This window comes from Streptomyces lacaronensis (assembly GCF_047337785.1).
In the GTDB taxonomy this organism is placed as follows: Bacteria; Actinomycetota; Actinomycetes; order Streptomycetales; family Streptomycetaceae; genus Streptomyces; species Streptomyces lycopersici.
In genome coordinates, this window is record NZ_JBLHDK010000003.1 from 8,749,820 (window position 1) to 8,773,567 (window position 23,748).

Genomic DNA, 23,748 nt, shown 5'->3' on the forward strand with positions numbered 1-23,748 from the left:
CGGGAGAATGGCTGAAGTACACGAAGACAGGAGTCACGCCGATGTCCACCAACTCTCCCGACGACCGGTCGGGCCGCGAGCCGCGGGGCCGGGAAGCCGGCGACCGGCGGGAGGCCCGCGGCTCCGGGCCGCGCCGCGACGGCGGTCGTGGTGGTTTCCGGCGTGACGACCGCCGCGATGAGCGGCCGCGCGGGCCGCGTCGCGATGATGACCGTGGCGGGTTCCGCCGCGATGACGACCGTGGTGGCTTCCGCCGCGATGACCGGCGGGACGAGCGACGGGATGATCGCCGGGACGACCGGTCGCGTGGTCCGCGTCGGGACGATGAGCGCGGAGGTCGCCCCGGCGGCTATGGTCGCCGCGATGACCGGGGTGGCCGCCCCGCCGGGCGTTTTGAGCGCCGGGACGACCGTCGTGATGACCGCAGGGACGATCGTCGTGACGAGCGGCCGCGTGGGCCTCGCCGTGATGACCGCGATAGTGGCTCCCGCCAGGGCGGCTTCCGCCGGGACCGTGACGATCGGCCGGGCTTCCGCCGGGACGATGACCGCGGTGGCTACCGGCGCGACGACCGCCGGGATGAGCGCCGCGACGGGCGCCGTGACGACCGTGGTGGGTTCCGCCGCGATGACCGCGATCGTGACCGTGGCGGCCGGGGCGGCGGCTATGAGCGTCGGGATGAGCGGCCCTCGTACCGTCGCGATGACGACCGTGGCGGGTTCCGCCGGGACGAGCGGCCTTCATACCGCCGTGATGACGACCGTGGCGGCCGGGGCGGCGGCTATGAGCGTCGGGATGAGCGACCGGCGCACCGTCGTGACGATGACCGTGGTGGCTACCGGCGCGACGACCGCCGGGATGAGCGGCCCTCGTACCGTCGTGACGATGACCGGGGTGGCCGCCCCGCCGGGCGTTTTGAGCGCCGGGACGACCGTCGTGATGACCGCAGGGACGATCGTCGTGACGAGCGGCCGCGTGGGCCTCGCCGTGATGACCGGGACGGTGGCTTCCGTGGCGGTCGGGACGACCGCGGGCCGCGTCGTCCGTACGGTCAGGGCCGGGGTGGCGACGACCGGCGCTCCGGCGGCGGTGGGTTCAATCGCCGTGACGACCGCGGCGGCTACGGGCGTCGCGAGGAGCGCGGCAGGGACCGCGACCGCGAGCCGATCAAGCGGCTGCCGATCCCTGAGGACGTCACCGGCGAGGAGATCGACAAGGGCGTGCGGCAGGAGCTGATGAGCCTGCCGAAGACCCTTGCCGAGGACGTCGCGAGGAACCTCGTCATGGTGGCCAAGCTGCTGGACGACGAGCCCGAGCGGGCGTACCAGTACTCGCGCGTCGCCCTGCGGCTCGCCTCCCGGGTGGCCGCTGTGCGCGAGGCCGCGGGCTTCGCCTCGTACGCCGTCGGGAAGTACGCCGAGGCGCTCGCGGAGTTCCGCGCCGCGCGCCGGATGACCGGCAACTCCGAGCTGTGGCCGGTGATGGCCGACTGCGAGCGCGGTATGGGCCGTCCCGAGCGGGCGCTGGCCATGGCCGGTGAGCCGGAGGTGCAGAAGCTGGACCGGGCTGGTCAGGTCGAGATGCGGATGGTGGCCGCCGGCGCCCGGCGTGACATGGGCCAGGCCGACGCCGCCGTGGTCACCTTGCAGAGCCCGGAGCTGGCCTCGAACGCCACCCAGCCCTGGACCGCCCGGCTGCGTTACGCGTACGCCGACGCGCTGCTGGCGGTCGGCCGTGAGGAAGAGGCCCGCGAGTGGTTCGCCAAGGCGCTCGAGGCGGATCAGAGCGGGAGCACGGACGCTTCGGACCGGCTCGCCGAGCTGGACGGGGTCGAGTTCGTGGACGCCCTCGACCCCGAGGAGGCGGCGGATGGCGATGCTCGCCAGCCCGTCGAGGAGTCGAGGGTCGAGGAGTCGGAGGCCGAGGAGTCGAGGGTCGAGGAATCGGAGGTCGAGGAGTCGGAGGCCGACGAGGTCCCGTCCGATGAGGACATGGTCGAGGCCGACGACGCCGACGACATCGAGCCGGTGGCAGAGGGCGCGTCCGAGGGCCGGGCCGCCGGGTCCGACGAGGACGGCGACGACCGCTGATGCCATGACATGAGGGGGCGGGATCCCGCCCCCTTCGCATGTCCGCTCGCGTGCCCGTCACCGAAGGGCTCACCCCAGCGTCAGGCTCCGCAGCACCAGCCCCGTCGCGGGCTTCGGCCCGAAGGACGTCGACTTGTGGGGCATCGCGATGCCCTGCCGCGCCAGTTCGTGCACGACGTCCTCGCGCACCGGATGCATCAGCACCGCCGTCCCGCCCAGCCGCTCCGCCTGCTCGACGGCCGCCGTCGGATCGTGGAGGTAGCCGATGTACTCGGGTGTGTCAGAGACGTTCCACAGATGGTCCAGCAGGGTGTGGTGGAGCACCGTCGCGTCCAGGGTCCGCCATGCCTCCGGGCGTCCGTCGGGGACCGTACGGGCCAGCAGCTCCGGATCCGGCCGGTCCAGGAGGTGGAAGCGGCCGTCGCCGGCCAGCAGGAAGGCGTTCGGGGCGCCGGGCTCGGCGCGCGCCGCTTCGGCGGCCTCGGCGAGCGTCTCCAAGGCGCGTGGCAGCGGGCCGTCGATCGTCCGCACCCGGAAGGCGCTCCGTACCGCCGGAAGCGCCTCGTCCGGGGACAGCCGGCGGAGCAGCCGGTGGATGGCCCGGACCCGGAGCGGATAGCGGGTGGTGTCGACGAGCAGGACGAGCCCGAAGTCCCAGGGGCCGGGCTCCCGTCGCTCCTCGCGCAGCCGCAGATAGGTGGCCCAGCGGTGGTGGCCATCGGCGATGAGGGCCTGGTGGTGGCGGAGGTCGGTGGAGACCTCCACGAGGTCGGCGGGGTTGGTGACCCGCCACAGATGGTGGTCGACGCCGTCCTCGGTGGTCGTGGAGAGCAGCGGCTCGCGCAGGATGGTGCGTTCGATGACCTGTGCCGCCCCGCCGGTGCCGGGCCCGGCGGCTCCGTTCCCTGAGGTTCCGTTTCCCGATGTCCCGTTTGCCGAAGTCCCGTTCCCGTTGCCGCGGTAGGCGAGCAGCAGCGGCTCCAGATGGGCGGCGGTGGCGCGCATCAGATCGGCTCGGTCCTCGACGATATGCGGCATGACCTCCTCATGGGGGAGGACGATGCCCTCCTCGCGGGGGCTCAGCCGCAGCGCGCCGATCAGCCCGCGCTGGAGGGTCGGGCCGTCGCGCTGCTCGTAGACGTAGAGCGCGGGTTCGGGGTCCGGGGCGAGCACTCCGTCCGCCTGCCAGCGGCGCAGCGTCTCGGCGGCCTGGCGGTGGCGGGCCTCCGGGGTTCCGGCCTGCGGCAGGATCAGCCGGACGATGTTGTACGGGTCCGCCGTCTCAAGCTCGCGCAGACCCTCGGGCCTGACCACCACGTCGTAGGGCGGTGAGGTGACGGCGGCGAGACTGCCGACCCGCTCCGCGACATAGCGCAGCCCCCGGAAGGGGGTGAGCTGCAGACCTTGTCCGCCAGGCCCTGGAATGCTCATCAGTGCATGTTATGCCCCGCGCGGCGATACGCGATGATCGGGGGAGAAGCGCACAGATCTGCGAGGAGTGGCCCCCATGAACCAGCCCGTCCGCACCCGGCCCGAGTCGAGCCGGCAGTCGCTGAACGAGGCGTACGACACGGCTCTGCTGGACCTCGACGGGGTGGTGTACGCGGGCGGCGAGGCCATTGACCATGCCGTGGAGTCGCTGGTCACCGCGCGGGACGGGGGGATGCGGCTGGCGTATGTGACCAACAACGCGCTGCGGACGCCGGAGGCGGTGGCCGAGCATCTGACCCGGCTCGGGATGCCCGCCACCCCCGACGACGTGATCACCTCCGCGCAGGCGGTCGCCCGGCTGATCTCCGAGCAGCTGCCGAAGGGGGCGCGGGTGCTGGTGATCGGTGGGGAGGGGCTGCGGGTGGCGCTGCGCGAGCGCGGGCTGACGCCGGTGGACTCGGCGGATGACGACCCGGCGGCGGTGGCGCAGGGGTACGGCGGGCCGGACATGCCCTGGGCGAGGCTGATGGAGGCGGGGTACGCGGTGGCGCGCGGGGTGCCGTGGTTCGCCTCCAACCTGGACCTGACGATTCCCAGCGGACGGGGCATCGCCCCGGGCAACGGCGCGGCGGTGGAGGTCGTACGCATCGTGGCGGGCACGTCCCCGCAGGCCGCCGGGAAGCCGCTGCCGCCGATGCACCGGGAGACGATCCTGCGGACCGGCGCCCGGCGGCCGCTGGTGGTCGGGGACCGGCTGGACACCGATATCGAGGGCGCGTACGCGGGCGGGGTGGATTCGCTGCTGGTGCTGACCGGCGTGACCACCCCCGCACAGCTGCTGGCCGCCGAGCCCGGACACCGGCCGTCGTATGTGGACCGCGACCTGCGGGGGCTGCTCACCCCGCAGCCGGAGGTGGCGCACGATGGGGAGTCGGGCGGCTTCCGGTGCGGGGGCTGGGCCGCGCGGGTCGAGAACGGCGCGCTGGTGCTGGAGGGCGGGGGCGAGGAGCCGCTGGACGGGCTGCGGGCGCTGTGCGCGGCGGCGTGGTCCGAGGCGGGGGACGGTGTGAGCGGCGCGGACGGGGGGAAGGCTCTGGCCCGGCTGGGGCTGTGAGGGCGAACTCGCGCTCCGGGAAGCCCGCATGGATGCGGCCAGCGGGACTTAGGGTAACCTAACTTAACCTGAGTCCTGATCGGCCGTGCTGTGAGGTGGAGTTCCGCGTGACCCTGGTCAGTCCGGCGAAAGCCGGGACCGAGACAGCGAGCGCGCCGCCCCGGCGGCGCACCGCGCGCCGCGCGACCGGACTGGTCGTCTCCCTGGGCGTGCTGCTGACGATCGCCGCGGCGTCCATCGCGATCGGCGCCAAACCGATTCCGCTGGACCAGGTGTGGCACGGGCTGTTCCACTACACCGGCAATGACACCGATGTGGTGGTCCGGGACGTACGGCTGCCGCGCACCATCCTCGGGCTGCTCGTCGGCGTCGGCCTCGGCCTCGCGGGCGCGGTCATCCAGGCCCTCACCCGCAACCCGCTCGCCGACCCCGGGCTGCTGGGGCTGAACGCGGGCGCGTCCGCCGCCGTCGTCTCGGCCATCAGCTTCCTCGGCGTCACCTCCCTCACCGGCTATGTGTGGTTCGCGTTCCTCGGCACCGCCGTCGTGTCCGTGCTGGTCTACGCGCTCGGCGGTAGCCGGAGCGCCACTCCGGTGCGGCTCGCGCTCGCCGGGATGGCGGTGTACGCGGCGCTCTACGGATACGTCAACGCCGTGGAGCTGCTGGACACCGCGGCGCTCGACAAGATGCGCTTCTGGACGGTGGGTTCACTGGCCTCCGCCAATATGACGGTGGTCCGGCAGGTGAGCCCGTTCCTCCTGGTCGGCGTCGTGCTGGCGGTTCTGCTGGGCCGTTCGCTGAACGCGGTGGCGCTCGGCGACGACACCGCCCGCGCGCTCGGCAGCAACCTCAACCGCACCCGGGCGCTCTCGATGATCGCGGTCACCCTGCTGTGCGGGGCCGCGACCGCCGCCTGCGGGCCGATCGCGTTCGTCGGGCTGATCGTGCCGCATCTGGTCCGCGCGCTCACCGGTCCCGATATGCGCTGGATCCTGCCGTACGCCGCGGTGCTCTCGCCCGTTCTGCTGCTGGGCGCCGATGTGATCGGGCGGTTGGTCACCCGGCCCGCGGAGCTTCAGGTCGGCGTCGTCACCACCTTTCTCGGCGGGCCCCTCTTCATCTACCTCGTACGTCGCCGAAGGATGGCCCAACTGTGAACGCGAACAAGCGCACCGCTAAGTCCGGGACGCGCGGGGTCACGCTGCGCACCGCCGGTCTCTCGCTGCGCCTGGACGTCCGCGGCGCGGTCGTGGGGCTGCTGCTGATCGCCGTGGCACTGGTGATGGGCGTCGTGCTGATCGGCACCGGCGACTTCCCCATCGCCCCCGCCGATGTGGTGCGCACGCTGCTCGGCAACGGCACCGTGGCGCAGGACTTCATCGTCAACGAACTGCGGCTGCCGCGGGTGCTGGTGGGGCTGCTGGTCGGCGCGGCCTTGGGGCTGGGCGGGGCGATCTTCCAGTCCATCTCCCGCAATCCGCTGGGCAGTCCGGATGTGATCGGCCTCGGCCAGGGGGCGGCGGCCGGGGCGCTCACGGCCATCGTGCTGATCAAGGGCGATTCGAACGTGGTCGCCACCGGGGCCGTCCTCGGCGGAGTGCTGACCGGACTGGCCGTCTACGCGCTGGCCTGGCGACAGGGCGTCCACGGCTATCGGCTGGTCCTCGTGGGCATCGGCACCTCCGCGACGTTCACCGCCGTCAACGGCTATCTGCTCACCCAGGCCCACCAGGAGGACGCGGCCCGTGCGGTGATGTGGCTGACCGGCTCGCTGAACGGCCGCGACTGGGACCAGGTCTGGCCGCTGCTGGCCGTCTGCGCGGTACTCGTGCCCGTGGTCCTCGGGCAGGCGCGGAACCTGCGGATGCTGGAGATGGGCGACGACAGCGCCTACGCCCTCGGGGTGCCGGTGGAGCGGACCCGGATGGTGCTGATGGGCGCGGCCGTGCTGCTGGTCGCGTCCGCCACTGCCGCCGCCGGGCCCGTCGCCTTCGTATCGCTCGTCGCCCCGCAGCTGGCCCGCAGGCTCACCCGCTCGCCCGGTCCGAACCTGCTCCCCGCGGCCTGGATGGGCGCCGCGTTGCTGGTCACCGCCGACTGGGCCTCCCAGCGCGCCTTCGGGGCCGATCAGCTGCCGGTGGGGGTGCTCACCGGGATGCTGGGCGGCGCCTATCTGCTGTGGCTGCTGGTGACCGAGCGCAGGGCGGGGCGGATATGACGACTGTGGGGCGGATATGGCGGCTGGGGCGGAGATGACGACTGTGGACACGACCCGGACGGAAGACGACATGGACAAGGACACCCGGCAGACCGTGGCTTCCCGCACCAGTGGCACCCAAGACCAGCGGCAGCGGCTCATGGCGGAGGGGCTGACCCTCGCCTACGACCGGCGTACGGTCGCCGAGGAGCTGTCCGTGACCATCCCCGACCACTCCTTCACGGTCATCGTCGGCCCCAACGCCTGCGGGAAGTCGACCCTGTTGCGCGCCCTGTCCCGGATGCTCAAGCCGGCGGCCGGATCGGTGCTGCTGGACGGGCAGTCGATCGGTTCGCTGCCCGCCAAGAAGGTCGCCCGCACCCTCGGGCTGCTGCCCCAGTCCTCGATCGCCCCGGACGGGATCACCGTCGCCGACCTGGTTGCCCGCGGCCGCTATCCGCACCAGGGGCTGCTGCGGCAGTGGTCGGAGACGGACGAGCGGATCGTCGACGAATCGATGGCGGCGACCGGGGTGGCCGAGCTCGCGGATCGCTATGTCGATGAATTGTCCGGCGGTCAGCGCCAGCGGGTGTGGATCGCGATGGCCATCGCCCAGCAGACCCCGCTGCTGCTCCTCGACGAGCCCACGACCTATCTGGACATCCAGCACCAGATCGATGTGCTGGACCTGTGCGCCCAGCTCCACGAGGAGCAGGGCCGCACCCTCGTCGCCGTGCTCCACGACCTGAACCACGCCGCCCGCTACGCCACCCATCTGATCGCGATGCGGGGCGGGGAGGTCGTCGCGGAGGGGGCGCCGGGGGACGTGGTCACCGCGGAGCTGGTGGAGCGGGTCTTCGGGCTGCGCTGCCAGGTGATCGACGACCCGGAGACGGGGACGCCGCTGGTCATCCCGGCCGCCCGCGGGTCCCGTACGGCACGGGTGGAGGCGCCTCTGGCGACCGCCGCGGTGAACGAGTCCTGACGGCCGGCGCGGGGCGGGGGTGCGGGCCGGAGCAGGGGCTCGGGGTGGGGCAGGGCTGATGGATGGCGCTTGCCGGGTACGGGGTGGGCGCTTGCCGGATACGGGGTGGGCGCTTGCCTAGATCAGCTTCCGCAGCCGCAGCAGGTCGCGCAGCCCGGCCTCGAGCTTGATCCGTCCGGCGCCCCACGCCCGTGCGAAGTGCAGCTCGCCGTCGACCAGGGCCACCAGGTCGTCGCCGGTCATCGCCAGCCGGATCTGCGCACGCTCGGCCGGGGGGCCTGGCGCGGTCGTCACATCCTCGATCCGGCTGTCCACGAGACGGCCGATGAAAGTGGTGTCCAGATCGGTGATCCAGCAGCTGACCGAGCGATCGAGCGCGGCAGCGCTGCGGAGGTCCCCGTTCGCGGTCGCGAGGTTCTCCGCCAGTTTGTCGAGTGCGCTGCGGCACTGTTCCAAGGTCGCCATCGCGGTCGACGTTACCCCAGGTCTCGTACGTCGGAGAACGAGGGATTCGCGGTAGCGTCGGGGCCATGAGTGAGCCGATGCCGGCCGGGTGGCCCGGTCCGCGGCCCGGTCCGGCGGCCGAGGAGGCCCGGGAGGCCGCGCCGGAGCCGGTGCCCGAGGGAGCCGAGGTGGCCGAGGGCGCCGAGGACGTCGTGGTGGAGCGAGTGCCCGAAGTGGCCGAGGGCGCCGAGGACGTCGTGCCGGTGCCGGTGCCCGAGGCCGTGCCGGAGCCGCCCGGCCCCGCCGATCCGGCCCCGCTCGGCGTGGACCGTACGCCCACCGGCGTCGCCGAGGTGGACGCCCGGCTGGCCCGGCTGGCCGACGCCGACCACCTCGGGATGAGCGGACATCTGGAGGTGTACGAGGATGTCCACCAGGGCCTGCGCGACACGCTGACCGCACTCGACCGGCGGCCCGGCCCCCCGGCGCCCGGCCCGCGGCCCCCGTCCGCTACGTAAACGACCTCAGGAGCTGAACCACCCGTGGCAGTGACCCGTCCACGACGCGCACGACTCGACGCGGAGCTGGTGCGCCGCAAGCTGGCGCGTTCGCGTGAGCATGCCAGCCAGTTGATCGCGGCGGGCCGGGTCACCGTCGGCGGGGCGGTGGCGACCAAACCGGCCACCCAGGTCGAGACCAGCGCGGCCGTCGTCGTGATCGAGGACGACAGCGATCCGGACTATGTCTCGCGCGGTGGCCACAAGCTGGCGGGCGCGCTGTACGCCTTCAGCGAGGAGTACCGGAAGGGCGCGGGCGCGGGGCAGGACCCCGGGGTCCGCCCGGCCATGGGAGCCGGTGCGGGGCTGACGGTTGCCGGGCGGCGGGCGCTGGACGCGGGCGCCTCAACCGGAGGCTTCACGGACGTCCTGCTGCGCGCGGGCGCCGCTCAGGTGCTCGCCGTGGATGTCGGCTACGGGCAGCTCGCCTGGTCGCTGCGGAGCGATGAACGCGTCAGTGTTTATGACCGTACAAACGTACGCGAGCTGACACTTGAGCGGATTGGTGGGAAACCGGTGGACCTGGTGGTCGGTGATCTCTCCTTCATTCCGCTCGGGCTCGTCCTGCCCGCCCTCGTGCGGTGCGCGGCGCCCGACACCGATCTGGTGCTGATGGTCAAACCACAGTTCGAGGTCGGCAAGGAGCGGCTGGGCAGCGGGGGAGTGGTCCGCAGCGCCGAACTGCGCGCCGAGGCGGTGCGCGCGGTGGCCGGGCGGGCGGCGGACCTGGGGCTGGGTGTGCTGGGCGTGACCGCCAGCCCGCTCCCGGGGCCGTCGGGTAACGTCGAGTACTTTTTGTGGATGCGCGCCGGGGCGCCGGCACTGGACCCGGCGGATGTTGACCGTGCAGTGGCGGAGGGGCCCAGTTGACCACTTCAGAAGCAGCGCAGCAGAAGGAAGCAGTGCCCGTGCCCGAGCCCGTGCCCGTGCCCGAGCCCGGAGCCGGGGACGCGGTGGCGGGACCGGCGGTCGAGCCGATGACGCCGGCGGCCGAGGCGACGGCGGACCGCACCGTTTTCCTCCTCGCGCACACCGGCCGCCCAGCGGCCATCCGCAGCGCCGAACTGGTCGTTCAGGGGCTGCTGCGCAGCGGAATCGGGGTGCGGGTACTCGCTGCCGAGGCGGCGGACCTGCCGCTGCCCCCCGCTGTCGAGCGCGTCGACGCGGAGCGTGACGTGCTGAACGGCTGTGAGCTGCTGGTCGTCCTCGGCGGGGACGGGACGCTGCTGCGCGGCGCGGAGTTCGCCCGCGTCTCGGGCGTGCCGATGCTCGGCGTGAACCTCGGCCGGGTGGGCTTCCTGGCCGAGGCCGAACGCGACGACCTCGACAAGGTCGTGGACCGGGTGGTGACCCGGCAGTACGAGGTCGAGGAGCGGATGACGATCGATGTGCTGGTCCGCAATGACGGGCACATCGTGCACACGGACTGGGCGCTGAACGAGGCGTCGGTCGAGAAGGCCGCGCGTGAGCGGCTGCTCGAGGTGGTCACGGAGGTCGACAACCGCCCGGTCTCCCGGTTCGGCGGTGACGGCGTGGTCTGCGCGACCCCGACCGGCTCCACGGCCTACGCCTTCTCGGCGGGCGGGCCGGTGGTGTGGCCCGAGGTGGAGGCGCTGCTGATGGTGCCGATCAGCGCCCACGCGCTGTTCGCCAAGCCGCTGGTGACCTCGCCGAAGTCGGTACTCGCGGTCGAGGTGCAGCCGCAGACCCCGCACGGGGTGCTGTGGTGCGACGGCCGCCGCACGGTGGAGCTCCCGGCGGGCGCGCGGGTCGAGGTGCGCCGGGGCGCGGTCCCGGTCCGGCTGGCCCGCCTCCACCACGCGTCGTTCACGGACCGCTTGGTCGCCAAGTTCGCCCTGCCGGTCGCGGGATGGCGAGGGGCCCCGCACTAGGAGACGTCCAGCGGTTCGTGCCGCCTGCGGCGGGCTGTTCCCCTACCCGCCCCTTCCCGAAACTGGGGCCGCGCCCCAGACCCCGGCCCGGGGCTGCGCCCCAGACCCCGGCCCGGGGCTGCGCCCCAGACCCCGGCCCGGGGCTGCGCCCCAGACCCCGGCCCGGGGCTGCGCCCCAGACCCCGGCCCGGGGCTGCGCCCCAGACCCCGGCCCGGGGCTGCGCCCCGGGCCCGGATCGGGGTTGTGCCCCGGGCCCCGGAACCGGGGTGGTGTCCCGGTCCCGGATCGGTGTGTCCCGGGCCTGGATCGGGGTTGTGTCCCGGGCCCTGGAACCGGGGTGGTGTCCCGGTCCCGGATCGGTGTGTCCCGGGCCCCGGAGCGGGGTTGCGCCCCAAGCCCTGGAACCGGGGTTGTGCCCCAGACCCCGGATCGGGGTTGTGCCCCGGGCCCTGGATTGGGGTTGCGCCCCGAGCCCCGGACCGGGGCTGTGTCCCGGGCCCGGACCGAGGTTGTGCCCCAGGCCCTGGAACCGGGGCTGTGTCCCGGGCCCTGGAACCGGGGTTGCGTCCCAGGTCCCGGAGCGGGGCTGCGCCCCGGGCCCAGGGGCCACGGGCGCAGCCCCTGGCATGCGGCGGAGCCGCATGGAGGGCCGGGGTCCGGGGCGGCGATCCGCTTCCCAGCCCCTCCGGCGTTTGAGGAGCGGGGCCCGGGGGCGGCGATCCGCTTTCCAGCCCCTCCGGCGTTTGAGGAGCGGGGTCCGGGGCGGGGCCCCGGTTCGGGAAGGGGCGGGGTGGGGCTCTCCGCCGGAGGCGCCCGCACCCCCACCCCACCCCGGGCAGATGTGCGGGTGGCCCCCATAAGTGGCGCCCCTTCGTCGCATCGCACCGACCAAACCTCGTATGGTCGTGCACGTGCTGGAGGAGATGCGGATACGTGCGCTGGGCGTCATCGACGACGCGGTCGTCGAGCTGTCGCCCGGCTTCACCGCGGTGACCGGTGAGACCGGCGCGGGCAAGACCATGGTCGTCACCAGCCTCGGGCTGCTGCTGGGCGGCCGCGCCGACGCCGCCCTGGTGCGGATCGGGGCCAAGGCGGCGGTCGTCGAGGGCCGCCTTACGGTCGACGCCCGCTCGGCGGCGGCCGTAAGGGCCGAGGAAGCGGGGGCCGAGCTCGATGACGGTGTGCTGCTGATCAGCCGTACGCTCTCCGCCGAAGGGCGGTCGCGCGCCCATGTGGGCGGCCGCTCGGTCCCCGTGGGCCTGCTGGGCGAGCTGGCCGACGATCTCGTGGCCGTGCACGGCCAGACCGATCAGCAAGGCCTGCTGCGGCCCGCCCGGCAGCGGCAGGCGCTGGACCGGTACGCGGGCGCCGCGGTGGCCGGGCCGCTGGAGAAGTACGCGGGGGCCTACCGCCGGCTGCGCGCCGTCTCGGCCGAGCTGGAGGAGCTGACCACGCGGGCCCGCGAGCGGGCGCAGGAGGCGGATCTGCTGCGCTTCGGCCTCGAGGAGGTCGCGGCGGCCGAGCCGCGCCCCGGGGAGGACGAGGAGCTGGCGGCCGAGGCCGAACGGCTGGGGCACGCCGAGGCCTTGGCGTCCGCCGCCGCCGTCGCGCACGCCGCCCTCGCCGGGAACCCGGAGGATCCGGAGGGCGTGGACGCGGCCACCCTGGTCGCGGGGGCCCACCGCGCCGTGGAGGCCGTACGCTCCCATGACCAGGCCCTCGGCGGGCTCGCCGACCGGATCGGCGAGGTCGGCATCCTGCTGTCCGATGTGGCCGGGGATCTCGCGGGGTACGCCGACAACCTGGACGCCGACCCGATCCGCCTGGCCGCCGTCGAGGAGCGCCGCGCCGCGCTGACCCAGCTGACCCGCAAGTACGGCGAGACCATCGCGGACGTGCTGACGTGGGCCGAGCAGGGGGCCGCGCGGCTGGCCGAACTCGACGGCGACGACGACCGCATCGGCGAGCTGACCGCCGAGCACGACGCGCTCCGCGCCGAGCTGGGCGAGTTGGCGCAGGCGCTCACCGACGCCCGTACGGAGGCGGCGGGGCGGTTCGCGGAGGCGGTCACCGCCGAGCTGGCCTCCCTGGCGATGCCGCACGCCCGGGTCACGTTCGCGATCCGCCAGACCGAGACGGAGGGGGACGGCATCGAAGTGGGCGGCCGCCCGGTGGTCTTCGGGCCGCACGGCGCCGATGAGGTCGAGCTGCTGCTCGCGCCCCATCCGGGCGCCCCGCCCCGGCCGATCGCCAAGGGCGCCTCCGGCGGAGAGCTGTCCCGGGTGATGCTCGCGGTCGAGGTCGTCTTCGCGGGCTCCGACCCCGTACCGACGTATCTCTTCGACGAGGTGGACGCGGGCGTCGGCGGTAAGGCGGCGGTCGAGGTGGGCCGCCGGCTGGCCAAGCTCGCCCGCTCCGCGCAGGTCGTGGTGGTCACCCATCTGCCGCAGGTCGCGGCCTTCGCCGACCGGCATCTGGTGGTCGAGAAGACCAACGACGGGTCGGTGACCCGAAGCGGCGTGAAGGCCATGGAGGGCGAGGACCGCGTACGGGAGCTGTCACGGATGCTCGCGGGCCAGGAGGACTCCGAACTCGCGCGGGCGCATGCGGAAGAGCTCCTGGAGGCGGCCCGCACGGGACGCTGACCCTTCATACGGCGCTTGACGCGATCCCTTGCATGACCTTTGAGTGAACCTCGCGTGACGCTTCCCCCGAACCGTCACGCGACGCTCTTCCGATCCTTCACCCGAACGGGTGGTACCGCGGACACGCGGGCGAGTTCGGGGCAGGCGTCATCTGGGAGCGTTGCGACGAGGGCTCGGCGAGTGCTGGCATTCTTGGGCGGAGCGCGTCCGCACCGTCCCCCCATCGCCCCGACACCGTCTCAGGAGCTCCGCCCGCGTGAGCAGTACCGTGAGCAACACCCCGGTCCCGCCGCACGGGCGGTCGTCGCTGCACGCGGTCCAGGTGCTGGGCGCCGGGAGTTCGGGCAGCGGGGTGCATGTGCGGTCGCTTTCGGCCGGGCTGGTGGCGCGCGGACTGCGGGTGACCGTGTGCGGTCCCTGGAGCGCCGAGCAGGGCTACGGCTTCACCCAGACCGGAGCGTGGTTCACCGGGCTCGACGCCCTGACGGACGCCGGAAGCATGGCGTCGCTGCGCAGGGCCACCCAGGGTGCGGCCCTGGTGCACGCCCACGGGCTGCGCTCGGGGCTGCTGGCGGCGATGGCGCTGCGTGGCCGGAACGTACCCCTGATCGTCACCTGGCACACCCGCGTGGACGCCGAGGGCGCGCGGGCCCGACTGGTCCGGCTGATGGAGCGTCGGGTGGCGCGGGCCGCCGCGATCGTGCTGGGGGCCTCCTCGGATCTGGTGGCCCGGGCCCGGGCCCGCGGCGCGCGCGACGCCCGGCTGGCCCCGGTCGCGGTGCCCGCCCCGCGCCGGCCGCCGGAGACCGCCGACGGCCGCCGTCAGAAGGCGCGGGCCGAACTGGGCGTGATGGAGCGGCCGTTGCTGGTCACGGCCGGGCGGCTGGAGGCGATGGCCGGGCACGGCCCGCTGCTGGACGCGGCGCGGCGCTGGCGGGTGCTGGATCCGCGGCCGCTGCTGGTGGTGGCGGGGGAGGGGCCGGACCGTGCGGTGCTCCAGCGCCGGATCGACACCGAGGGGCTGCCGGTGCGGCTGCTCGGCTGCCGCGAGGACGTGCCGCAGCTGCTCTCCGCGGCCGATGTCGCGGTGCTCTCCAGCCGCTGGGAGGCGCGGTCGCTGCTGGCCCAGGAGGCGCTGCACGCGGGGGTGCCCCTGGTGGCCACGGCGGTCGGCGGGGTGCCGGAGCTGGTGGGGGAGGCGGCCGAACTCGTCCCGTACGGCGACCCCGAGGCCCTGGCCGACGCCGTGACCGGGCTGCTCGCCGATCCGGTGCGCCGGGTGGAGCTCGCCGCGGCGGGGCGGGCGCGGACGGCGGGCTGGCCGACGGAGGACGACACCGTCGCCCATGTCCTCAGCGTCTACGATGAGTTGGTGCAGACCTTTCTGCGTGAAGGGGTTGACGGGCCCGGTCGTTGATCGGCAGGGTGCTGGGCAGAGGAACGAGAGAGCGCTCTCAATTTGCGCCTCCCGTCACCCCCCACGCCATTTTCCCGGCAACCCCCACTACGCCGAGGAGCACCATCATCATGATCAGTCGCAGGAAGCTGCTGGGTGGAATCGCCGCCTCCGCCGCCGCCGCGGGAACCGGCCTCGCGTTCGCCGGCGGCCGCGCCAGCGGAGCACCGGACGCGAAGGCCGCCGCCTCCCTGCCCCTGACCGTCGTGAACAAGACGGGGCAGTACGACAACGGGTCGGTATGGCTCTACATCGTCGGCAACGAGGGCGACCGGCAGGTGCACGTCACCCCGGACGGCAACATCGCCCCCGTCGCGCTCTCCGACAACGGCTCGGATGGCTTCACCGACTACGCGATCCCGCTGGCCGGAAGCGGTGAGACCAAGCTGAACCTGCCTCAGATGTCCGGCCGGATCTATGTGGCGCTGGGCTCCAAGCTCAAGCTCAAGGTGGTCGAGGACGGGGCGGGCAAGGCCGCGCTGCAGTACCCGGCGGGCTGGGTGTCCGGCGACCCGAACTACGACATCATGCACGACTGCGCGGAGTTCACGTACAACTCCTCGGGGATGTTCTGCAACACCACCATGGTGGACATGTTCAGCGTCCCGCTGTCGATCCACCTCACCGGCGCCCAGGACCAGACGACCGGCACCCTCAAGGACGGCGCCCGCGCCAAGGTCTTCTCCGACCTCGCCGGTGTCGACGCCTTCAAGAAGCTGATCGTCGGCGACAATCTGCGGGTGATCGCTCCCGGTCACGGCATGGGCGCGGGGGTGTTCGCGGAGGACTACTTCGCGTCGTACATCGACCAGGTCTGGGACGCCTACGGATCGAAGGACCTCAAGGTCACCACCAACGCGGGCACCTTCACCGGCCGGGTGAGCGGCGGGAAGTTCTCCTTCACCGGCCCGGCCTCGGTCTCCTTCGACAAGCCCTCCACCAAGGACGTGCTGTTCTGCGACGGCGCCCTGGCGGCCCCCAACGACGGGACCACGGGTCCGGTCGCGGCGATCCTCGGCGCGGGGTTCAACCGCTCCACGCTGCACAACGCCGACGCCCAGCCGACTACGGACCCGGCCGCCTTCTATGGCGAGGACGTCACCAACCACTACGCCAAGGCCATGCACGCGGCGACCGTGGACGGCAAGGCGTATGGCTTCGCCTTCGATGACGTGGCCGAGTTCGCGTCGTACATCCAGGACACCGCCCCGAAGGGGATCACGCTCACGCTGACCCCGTTCTAGGGGGTGTCCGACGGGTCTGGGTCTTGGCGCCTGCGGCGGGCTGTCCCCTCCCCGCCCCTTCCCGAAACTGGGGCTGAAGCCCCAGACCCCGGCCGCGTCGCGGGTGGCGCGGTCGGCGCCCTGGCCGGTGGGCTGATCGCGGAACAGCTGGCTCGTCGCCCCCCGGGGTCCAGGGGCGAAGCCCCTGCCACGCGGCGGAGCCGCATATCGATGCCGGGGGAAGGGGCGGGGAGGGCAAAGTGTCGATATGCGGTTCCGCCGCCTGGTCCGCCGGACGCCCCGGAGGCCCGTCCGGTGGATCGGTCTTCGCGCCCGCGACATCAGCGGCCGCCGCCGCGAGGCCCGCGGCGTCTGGCGCGGGGGGTGCCTCCCGGCAGTGGCCGGGGGCGCCGTGCCAGGGGGCGCGGGGCCGCGAAGATCGGCCGGGCCGGGGAGGGCCCCGCCGAGGTTCGGCACGGGGCGGCCGGGCGGGGAGGTGTTCGCGGCGCACGGCGAGGGCGGCGCGGCGGACGGCGAGGGAGCCACTCCCCGCCCGGCAACATGGGGGGACACCGAGCGGTCCCGGGCAGACACGGCGGACCGCGCCCGCGTCGGGGTGGGCCGTGCTTGTATCGGGTGGGCCGTGCCCGCGTCGGGGTGGGGCGCCTCCGTGTCGGATGGGCCGTGCCCGTGTCGGGTGGGCCGCCTGCGCGTCGGGCGGGCCGTGCCCGTGTCGGATGGGCCGTGCCCGTGTCGGGTGGGCCGCCTGCGCGTCGGGCGGGCCGTGCCCGTGTCGGATGGGCCGTGCCCGTGTCGGGTGGGCCGCCTGCGCGTCGGGCGGGCCGTGCCCGTGTCGGATGGGCCGTGCCCGTGCCGGGGTGGGCCGCCTGCGCGTCGGGCGGGCCGTGCCCGTGTCGGGTGGGCCGTGCCCGTGCCGGGGTGGGCCGCGTCCGTGTCGGGTGGGCCGTGCCCGTGCCGGGGTGGGCCGCGTCCGTGTCGAGGTGGGCCGTGCCCGTGTCGGGGTGGGCCGCGCCCGCGTCGGGGTGGGCCGTGGCCGTGTCGAGGTGGGCCGTGCCCGTGTCGGGTGGGTCGCATCCGCGCTGGGTGGGCCGTGTCCGCGTCGGGTGGCCCGCGTCCCGCGTCAAGCGGGGCGGGCCGCCGTCGTGTCACCGCACATGGCGGCGGGCCTGGAGGGCCACCCCCAGGGCGAGCACCGTCTGAGGGTCCTCCAGATCGCTGCCCAGCAGCGACGCGATCCGGGCCAGCCGGTCGTACAGCGTCTGGCGGTTGAGGTGCAGTGCCCGGGCCGTCTCCGCCTTGCGCCCCGCATGCCGCAGATACGTCTCCAGCGTCGGCACCAGCGGCGGACGGGCGGTGCGATCATGGGCCAGCAGCGGACCGATCACCCGGTCCACGAAGGCGGCCAGATCGCCGTGCTCGCGCAGTCGCCACAGCAACAGGTCGACATCCAGGCTCCGTACGTCGTACCAGCCCCGGTCGGGCGGCGCTCCGCAGGCCGCGTTCGACGCCTCCGCCGCATGCCGCAGCTCGGCTCCAGCCACGTCCCAGCCGACCGCGAGCCCGGCGACCACCACCGGCGGCCGGGCGCCGGCCCGGTCCGGCCAGGCCCGCTCCACCCCGGCCCGCAGCGCCGCCGCGATCCGTTCGGCCACCGCGCTCCGCTCGGTCGCGCCGCGCAGCCCCGCCAGCAGCGGAACCCGCGCCTCCGGAAGCCGTACGCCGAGCAGCACCGGCACCCCGACCGCGGCCAGTTCCTCCTGCACGGCGTGGGCCAGCGCCGCCCAGCTCTCCCCGCCTCCGGCCAGCGGCCGCGGATCCTCCACCAGCCGCATCACCACCGGCAGCAGCGGTCCGCCCGGGTCCGGCCGGAAGCCCAGCACCCGGGCCTGGGCCGGGGCGTCCGACGCCTCGATCCGGCCCTCGGCGAGATCGGTGAGGAAGTCCCCGCGCCCGCGCGCCGCCAGCTCCTCCTCCTGACGCGCCCGCAGCAGCACCACCGCCAGCAGGTCCGCCGTCCGCTCGGCGGCGATCCGGTGCACCGGGCCCAGCGGCCCGGCCACCGGAAGGACGGTCAGCCGCGCCCGTACCGCACCGGGGCCGGGCCCGCCGCCCGGGATGTCCGCGATCACGCTGCCCGCCGGCGGCTCGGGCCGCTCGGCCGCGCGCGGCGCCCGCAGCCCCTCCCACACCTGGAGCGGGTCGGCCGCGCCCGCCGGGGACGTGCCGCCCGGCCCGGCCGCGTACAGCAGCTGTCCGTCGGGGGTCTCCAGGAAGACTGGATTGGCCGCGAAGGCGGCGAAGTGGTGGACGATCTCCGGCACCCCGCCGCCGCGCAGCAGCACCTCGGTGGCCTGCCGGTGCACCACATCGGCCTGGCGCAGCAGGGCGTAGTGCTCATTGACGATCTCGGTGTGGATCTCCTCGGTGACCGTCACGAACGGCACCTCGCGATGGAGCTGCACCAGTGGCAGCCCGCACGAGCGGGCGGTATCCACGACCGGCCCCGGCAGGGTGCGGAACCGGGCTCCCAGCTCCACCACCAGGGCCGCGATGCCCCGCTCGGCGAGCCGGCGGACGAAGGCGCGCTGCTCGGCGGGGCGCGGCCCGACCCCGAGACCGGTGGTCAGCAGCAGCTCACCGCCCTTGAGCAGCGCGGCGATGTTCGGCGCCTCGCCCGCGTGCACCCAGCGCACCGGGCGGTCCAGCAGCTCCTGCCCGGACACCACCTCGGGGAGCCCGCGGCGCAGGGCGGGAAGGCCGAGGGCCCGCGCCACGGTGATCGTTCCCTCTGGTTCCATGCCGCCACGCTACGGGGTGTCCGAGGGGCCTTTCCCGTCCCCGCCGTCCCCTCGGGCATCGCTATGCGGCTCCGCCGCGTGGCAGGGGCGAAGCCCCGCGCCCGCCCGCCGCCCGGGGAACTGGGCCCGGGCCGAGCCCGGACGTGGGGTGCCCGGGCCCCCAGGGCCCGGGCCGGGGGCTAGCCTCCGTACGCGCCGGACGCCGTCAGGCGCAGCGCGGTGTCGATCAGCGGCACATGGCTGAACGCCTGCGGGAAGTTGCCCACCAGACGCTGGTTGTGCGAGTCCCATTCCTCGGCCAGCAGCCCGAGGTCGTTGCGGAGCGCGAGCAGCTTCTCGAAGAGCCTGCGGGCCTCGTCCACCCGGCCGATCATCGCCAGGTCGTCGGCGAGCCAGAACGAGCAGGCCAGGAAGGCCCCTTCGTCGCCCTCGAGACCGTCCACCCCGGCGTCCTCGCCCGCGGTGGGGTAGCGCATCACGAAGCCGTCCTCGGTCGACAGCTCCCGCTGGATCGCCTCGATGGTGCCGATGACGCGCTTGTCGTCCGGCGGCAGGAAGCCCATCTGCGGGATGAGCAGCAGCGAGGCGTCCAGCTCTCGGGAGCCGTAGGACTGGGTGAAGGTGTTCCGCTCGGCGTCGTAGCCCCTCTCACAGACGTCCCGGTGGATCTCGTCGCGCAGCTCCCGCCAGCGCTCCAACGGCCCGTCCACATCGCCGGATTCGATCAGCTTGACGGTGCGGTCGACCGCGACCCAGGCCATCACCTTGGAGTGCACGAAGTGGCGGCGCGGCCCACGCACCTCCCAGATGCCCTCATCCGGCTCGTCCCAGTGCTCCTCGAGGTAGCGGATCAGCTTCAGCTGGAGCACGCTCGCGTAGTCGTTGCGCGCCAGACCGGTCATATGCGCCAGGTGCAGCGCCTCGGTGACCTCGCCGTAGACGTCCAGCTGGACCTGGCCCGCCGCGCCGTTGCCGACCCGGACCGGCTGGGAGTTCTCATAGCCGGGCAGCCAGGTCAGCTCGGCCTCGGCCAACTCCCGCTCGCCCGCGATGCCGTACATGATCTGGAGGTTCTCCGGGTCGCCCGCGACCGCGCGGAGCAGCCATTCGCGCCAGGCGCGGGCCTCCTCGCGGTAGCCGGTGCGCAACAGCGAGGAGAGGGTGATCGCCGCGTCCCGCAGCCAGGTGAAGCGGTAGTCCCAGTTCCGGACGCCGCCGATCTCCTCGGGCAGGGAGGTGGTGGGCGCCGCGACGATGCCGCCGGTGGGGGCGTAGGTCAGCGCCTTCAGCGTGATCAGCGAGCGGACCACCGCGTCCCGGTAGGGGCCGTGGTACGTGCAGTGCTCGACCCACTCCCGCCAGAACGCCTCGGTGGCCTCCAGCGCGCCCTCCGGTTCGGGCAGGGCGGGCGGCTCGCGGTGCGAGGGCTGCCAGCTGATGGTGAAGGCGATCCGGTCGCCGGGGCCCACCGTGAAGTCGGAGTAGGTGGTGAGGTCCTTGCCGTAGGTGTCGGCCTCGGTGTCCAGCCATACCGAGTCCGGACCGGCGACGGCGACGGTACGGGTGTCCACCCGGTGCACCCAGGGCACGACCCAGCCGTAGGAGAACCGCATCCGCAGCGCGGAGCGCATCGGCACCCGGCCGCTGACGCCCTCGACGATCCGCACCAGTTGCGGGGCGCCGTCACGGGGCGGCATGAAGTCGATCACACGGACCGTGCCGCGCGGAGTGTCCCACTCCGACTCGAGGACCAGGGAGTCGCCGCGGTAGCGGCGGCGGTCGGCGGTGGGCGGCCGGCTCCCCGCGGGGGCGGCGGGCCCCAGCCGCCAGAAACCGTGTTCCTCAGTGCCCAGCAGACCGGCGAAGACGGCATGGGAGTCGAACCGCGGCAGGCAGAGCCAGTCGACGGTCCCGTCTCTGCAGACGAGGGCGGCCGTCTGCATATCACCAATCAGTGCGTAATCCTCGATACGCCCGGCCACGTGCATTCCCCATTCGAACGGCCGTATCACCCCGGAGGGCGTTGCTTACGGTCTCGGAAAATTCTGACGAGCTCTTGTTCCGGGGGCGTGCTGGTGGTGCCGTGCCGGGGTGGCTCGCATGCGTGCGTCCGATGAGGATACGACGGACAACGGTGATCCGCTTGAGCCCGTCCACATCGTGGCTCGCATCTCACGGCCGATCGGGTGGCCAGGTCACGCATGGTGTTCGGGCGGTTGCGCAGACCGAACGCGGGAACCCGGTCAGCAGCGACCGCTCCGGGGCGCTGATACCCTGGTAGCCCGTGGAGCGGCGGGCACAAAACCCCCGAACCTCAGCGGCGGCGCCCCCGGACCCCGGAGCGGCTGCCGTACGCACCCTCACGACGCGACCACGGGAGCCCCCTCTTGGCCATTGCCGCTAAGCCCATGACGACCAAGCACCTCTTCGTCACCGGGGGTGTCGCCTCCTCACTCGGCAAGGGTCTTACCGCCTCCAGTCTGGGGGCGCTGCTGAAGGCGCGCGGTCTGCGCGTCACCATGCAGAAGCTCGATCCGTATCTGAATGTCGACCCGGGCACGATGAACCCCTTCCAGCATGGCGAGGTGTTCGTCACCAACGACGGCGCCGAGACCGATCTGGACATCGGCCACTACGAGCGCTTCCTCGACGTCGACCTCGACGGCTCGGCCAATGTGACCACCGGACAGGTCTACTCCACCGTAATCGCCAAGGAGCGGCGCGGTGAGTACCTCGGGGACACGGTGCAGGTCATCCCGCACATCACCAACGAGATCAAGCACCGCATCCGGCGCATGGCCACCGATGACGTGGATGTCGTCATCACCGAGGTCGGCGGCACCGTCGGCGACATCGAGTCGCTGCCCTTCCTGGAGGCCGTCCGCCAGGTCCGGCATGAGGTCGGCCGGGACAACGTGTTCGTGGTGCACATCTCCCTGCTGCCCTACATCGGCCCGTCCGGCGAGCTGAAGACCAAGCCCACCCAGCACTCCGTGGCCGCGCTGCGCAACATCGGTATCCAGCCGGACGCGATCGTGCTGCGAGCCGACCGCGAGGTCCCCACCTCCATCAAGCGCAAGGTCTCGCTGATGTGTGACGTGGACGACGCCGCCGTGGTCGCCGCCATCGACGCCAAGTCGATCTACGACATCCCCAAGGTGCTGCACTCCGAGGGCCTGGACGCCTATGTCGTCCGCAAGCTGGACCTGCCCTTCCGCGACGTGGACTGGACCCAGTGGGACGACCTGCTGAAGCGGGTCCACGAGCCCGACCACGAGATCACCGTGGCGCTCGTCGGCAAGTACATCGACCTGCCCGACGCCTATCTCTCCGTCACCGAGGCGCTCCGCGCCGGCGGCTTCGCCAACAACGCCCGCGTGAAGATCAAGTGGGTCACCTCCGACGACTGCAAGACGGCGGCCGGCGCCCGGGAGCAGCTCGACGGCGTGGACGCGGTCTGCATCCCCGGCGGCTTCGGCGACCGCGGTGTCATCGGTAAGGTCGGCGCGATCACCTACGCCCGGGAGAACAAGATCCCGGTGCTGGGCCTCTGCCTGGGACTCCAGTGCATCGTCATCGAGGCCGCGCGCAACCTCGCGGGCATCGAGGGCGCCAACTCGACCGAGTTCGAGCCCGCCACCACCGACCCGGTGATCTCCACCATGGCCGAGCAGCTCGACATCGTCGCGGGTGAGGGCGACATGGGCGGCACCATGCGGCTGGGCATGTACCCGGCCAAGCTGGCCGAGGGCTCGATCGTCCGCGAGGTCTACGACAACCAGCCGTACGTCGAGGAGCGTCACCGCCACCGCTACGAGGTCAACAACTCCTACCGCGGTGAGCTGGAGAAGAAGGCCGGGATCGTCTTCTCCGGCACCTCCCCGGACAACAAGCTGGTGGAGTACGTGGAGTACCCGCGCGAGGTCCACCCCTATCTGGTCGGCACCCAGGCCCACCCCGAACTGCGCTCCCGCCCGACCCGTCCGCACCCGCTCTTCGCGGGCCTGGTGAAGGCGGCGGTCGAGCGACAGGTCGCAGCTCAGACGCTGGGTGCTCGCGCCTGACCGCTACGGTTGGCAGGGGCGGGCGGCCGGCCCGGCCCACCGCCCCGTCAACCGCACGCGGAAAGGACGCTGAGGCAAGCATGCGCATCCAGGACACCCCCGAGGAATGGCCGGTCACCGCCACCGCCACGCCGTTCACCGGCAACAAGACCGGCGTGCGCACGGACGAGGTGGAGATGCCCGACGGCAGCCGGGCCAAGCGTGACTACCAGGTCCACCCGGGCTCCGTCGCCGTCCTCGCCCTGGACCAGGACGACCGCGTGATCGTGCTGCGGCAGTACCGGCACCCGGTCCGCCGGCGGCTGTGGGAGATCCCGGCCGGTCTCCTGGACGTCCCCGGTGAGAACCCGCTGCACGCCGCCCAGCGGGAGCTGTACGAGGAGGCGCACGTCAAGGCCGAGGACTGGCGGGTCCTCATCGACCTCTACACCTCGCCCGGCGGCAGTGACGAGGCCGTGCGGATCTTCCTGGCCCGGGAGATCTCCGTGGCCGAGGGCGAGCGGTTCGAGGTCTCCGAGGAGGAGGCCGACATGGAACTCGCCCGGGTGTCCCTGGAGGAGCTGGTGCGCGGCACCCTCGCGGGCGAGCTGCACAACAACTGCCTCGCGACGGGCGCGCTGGCGCTGCGGGCGGCGCTCTCCGGCGACGGCCTCGACGCCCTCCGGCCCGCCGACGCCTCCTGGCCCGCCCGGCCCTTCGACGCCTGAGCCACTGAGGGGGCGCATGGGCCCCGCTCGGCCTCGGTGAAGATCCGATGGAGTGATTTTCGGTCCGTGCTGTGGGCCGCGAGTACCGGGTACCTGACGCGGAGTGAACTACGCTCATAGTGA

Annotated in this window: 17 protein-coding genes and 1 pseudogene; 14 read left to right on the forward strand and 4 right to left on the reverse strand. The window is 73.3% G+C overall.

The window, feature by feature from the left end:
• Positions 1 to 95: 95 nt before the first annotated feature.
• Both ACMTAK_RS37715 and ACMTAK_RS37720 read left to right on the forward strand, forming a co-directional pair.
• Positions 96 to 1,115, forward strand: a pseudogene (locus tag ACMTAK_RS37715) (hypothetical protein); the annotation flags it as partial.
• A 105-nt stretch (positions 1,116 to 1,220) separates the two neighbouring features.
• Complete coding sequence (locus ACMTAK_RS37720; RefSeq protein WP_413810304.1) at positions 1,221 to 2,090, forward strand: tetratricopeptide repeat protein; 870 nt, start codon at positions 1,221 to 1,223, stop codon at positions 2,088 to 2,090.
• A gap of 69 nt (positions 2,091 to 2,159) precedes the next feature.
• Here ACMTAK_RS37720 and ACMTAK_RS37725 read toward each other — a convergent pair whose 3' ends face one another.
• Positions 2,160 to 3,521: a DUF1015 domain-containing protein gene (locus ACMTAK_RS37725; RefSeq protein WP_413810305.1), complete on the reverse strand. Its 1,362-nt coding sequence runs from the start codon at positions 3,519 to 3,521 to the stop codon at positions 2,160 to 2,162.
• Positions 3,522 to 3,597: 76 nt separating this feature from the next.
• Here ACMTAK_RS37725 and ACMTAK_RS37730 point away from each other — a divergent pair, with 76 nt between their 5' ends.
• The 4 genes from ACMTAK_RS37730 to ACMTAK_RS37745 all read left to right on the forward strand — a co-directional run bounded on the left by ACMTAK_RS37730 (position 3,598) and on the right by ACMTAK_RS37745 (position 7,817).
• Complete coding sequence (locus tag ACMTAK_RS37730; protein ID WP_413810306.1) at positions 3,598 to 4,635, forward strand: HAD hydrolase-like protein; 1,038 nt, start codon at positions 3,598 to 3,600, stop codon at positions 4,633 to 4,635.
• Between the two features lie 107 nt (positions 4,636 to 4,742).
• Positions 4,743 to 5,792 (forward strand): FecCD family ABC transporter permease, encoded by a 1,050-nt coding sequence (locus ACMTAK_RS37735; protein ID WP_413810307.1) that lies wholly within the window; start codon positions 4,743 to 4,745, stop codon positions 5,790 to 5,792.
• Positions 5,789 to 6,853 (forward strand): FecCD family ABC transporter permease, encoded by a 1,065-nt coding sequence (locus ACMTAK_RS37740; RefSeq protein WP_413810308.1) that lies wholly within the window; start codon positions 5,789 to 5,791, stop codon positions 6,851 to 6,853. The genes ACMTAK_RS37735 and ACMTAK_RS37740 overlap by 4 nt, the downstream gene beginning before the upstream one ends.
• Before the next feature lie 70 nt (positions 6,854 to 6,923).
• Positions 6,924 to 7,817: an ABC transporter ATP-binding protein gene (locus ACMTAK_RS37745; protein ID WP_413813115.1), complete on the forward strand. Its 894-nt coding sequence runs from the start codon at positions 6,924 to 6,926 to the stop codon at positions 7,815 to 7,817.
• Between the two features lie 117 nt (positions 7,818 to 7,934).
• On the opposite strand, the gene ACMTAK_RS37750 is transcribed toward ACMTAK_RS37745, so the two are convergent.
• Positions 7,935 to 8,282, reverse strand: a complete 348-nt coding sequence (locus tag ACMTAK_RS37750) for a sterol-binding protein (protein ID WP_413810309.1) — start codon at positions 8,280 to 8,282, stop codon at positions 7,935 to 7,937.
• Positions 8,283 to 8,485: 203 nt separating this feature from the next.
• Here ACMTAK_RS37750 and ACMTAK_RS37755 point away from each other — a divergent pair, with 203 nt between their 5' ends.
• The 6 genes from ACMTAK_RS37755 to ACMTAK_RS37780 all read left to right on the forward strand — a co-directional run bounded on the left by ACMTAK_RS37755 (position 8,486) and on the right by ACMTAK_RS37780 (position 16,056).
• Positions 8,486 to 8,779: a hypothetical protein gene (locus ACMTAK_RS37755; protein ID WP_413813116.1), complete on the forward strand. Its 294-nt coding sequence runs from the start codon at positions 8,486 to 8,488 to the stop codon at positions 8,777 to 8,779.
• A gap of 30 nt (positions 8,780 to 8,809) precedes the next feature.
• Positions 8,810 to 9,688 (forward strand): TlyA family RNA methyltransferase, encoded by an 879-nt coding sequence (locus tag ACMTAK_RS37760; protein WP_413813117.1) that lies wholly within the window; start codon positions 8,810 to 8,812, stop codon positions 9,686 to 9,688.
• A 107-nt stretch (positions 9,689 to 9,795) separates the two neighbouring features.
• Entirely contained in the window at positions 9,796 to 10,710 is a 915-nt protein-coding gene (locus ACMTAK_RS37765) for an NAD kinase (protein WP_138913505.1), read from the forward strand.
• Between the two features lie 900 nt (positions 10,711 to 11,610).
• Complete coding sequence (gene recN / locus ACMTAK_RS37770) at positions 11,611 to 13,356, forward strand: DNA repair protein RecN (protein WP_413810310.1); 1,746 nt, start codon at positions 11,611 to 11,613, stop codon at positions 13,354 to 13,356.
• 256 nt (positions 13,357 to 13,612) lie between these two features.
• Positions 13,613 to 14,773 (forward strand): glycosyltransferase family 4 protein, encoded by a 1,161-nt coding sequence (locus ACMTAK_RS37775; protein WP_413810311.1) that lies wholly within the window; start codon positions 13,613 to 13,615, stop codon positions 14,771 to 14,773.
• A 110-nt stretch (positions 14,774 to 14,883) separates the two neighbouring features.
• Positions 14,884 to 16,056, forward strand: coding sequence for a glycoside hydrolase family 64 protein (locus ACMTAK_RS37780; protein ID WP_413810312.1), 1,173 nt, complete (start codon positions 14,884 to 14,886; stop codon positions 16,054 to 16,056).
• Between the two features lie 1,145 nt (positions 16,057 to 17,201).
• Here ACMTAK_RS37780 and ACMTAK_RS37785 read toward each other — a convergent pair.
• Both ACMTAK_RS37785 and ACMTAK_RS37790 read right to left on the reverse strand, forming a co-directional pair.
• Positions 17,202 to 18,854 (reverse strand): PucR family transcriptional regulator, encoded by a 1,653-nt coding sequence (locus tag ACMTAK_RS37785; protein ID WP_413810313.1) that lies wholly within the window; start codon positions 18,852 to 18,854, stop codon positions 17,202 to 17,204.
• A gap of 179 nt (positions 18,855 to 19,033) precedes the next feature.
• Entirely contained in the window at positions 19,034 to 20,842 is a 1,809-nt protein-coding gene (locus ACMTAK_RS37790; RefSeq protein ID WP_413810314.1) for a glycoside hydrolase family 15 protein, read from the reverse strand.
• 420 nt (positions 20,843 to 21,262) lie between these two features.
• Here ACMTAK_RS37790 and ACMTAK_RS37795 point away from each other — a divergent pair, with 420 nt between their 5' ends.
• Positions 21,263 to 22,918, forward strand: a complete 1,656-nt coding sequence (locus ACMTAK_RS37795; protein ID WP_413810315.1) for a CTP synthase — start codon at positions 21,263 to 21,265, stop codon at positions 22,916 to 22,918.
• 80 nt (positions 22,919 to 22,998) lie between these two features.
• Positions 22,999 to 23,625, forward strand: coding sequence for an NUDIX domain-containing protein (locus ACMTAK_RS37800; RefSeq protein WP_413810316.1), 627 nt, complete (start codon positions 22,999 to 23,001; stop codon positions 23,623 to 23,625).
• Positions 23,626 to 23,748 lie beyond the last annotated feature (123 nt).

Coding starts and splice junctions, on each gene's coding strand:
- recN (WP_413810310.1), top strand. CDS start 11,611: ATGGTCGTGCACGTGCTGGAGGAGATGCGGATACGTGCGCTGGGCGTC.
- ACMTAK_RS37730 (WP_413810306.1), top strand. CDS start 3,598: ATGAACCAGCCCGTCCGCACCCGGCCCGAGTCGAGCCGGCAGTCGCTG.
- ACMTAK_RS37800 (WP_413810316.1), top strand. CDS start 22,999: ATGCGCATCCAGGACACCCCCGAGGAATGGCCGGTCACCGCCACCGCC.
- ACMTAK_RS37750 (WP_413810309.1), bottom strand. CDS start 8,282: ATGGCGACCTTGGAACAGTGCCGCAGCGCACTCGACAAACTGGCGGAG.
- ACMTAK_RS37745 (WP_413813115.1), top strand. CDS start 6,924: ATGGACAAGGACACCCGGCAGACCGTGGCTTCCCGCACCAGTGGCACC.
- ACMTAK_RS37790 (WP_413810314.1), bottom strand. CDS start 20,842: ATGCACGTGGCCGGGCGTATCGAGGATTACGCACTGATTGGTGATATG.
- ACMTAK_RS37725 (WP_413810305.1), bottom strand. CDS start 3,521: ATGAGCATTCCAGGGCCTGGCGGACAAGGTCTGCAGCTCACCCCCTTC.
- ACMTAK_RS37795 (WP_413810315.1), top strand. CDS start 21,263: ATGACGACCAAGCACCTCTTCGTCACCGGGGGTGTCGCCTCCTCACTC.
- ACMTAK_RS37765 (WP_138913505.1), top strand. CDS start 9,796: ATGACGCCGGCGGCCGAGGCGACGGCGGACCGCACCGTTTTCCTCCTC.
- ACMTAK_RS37780 (WP_413810312.1), top strand. CDS start 14,884: ATGATCAGTCGCAGGAAGCTGCTGGGTGGAATCGCCGCCTCCGCCGCC.
- ACMTAK_RS37785 (WP_413810313.1), bottom strand. CDS start 18,854: ATGGAACCAGAGGGAACGATCACCGTGGCGCGGGCCCTCGGCCTTCCC.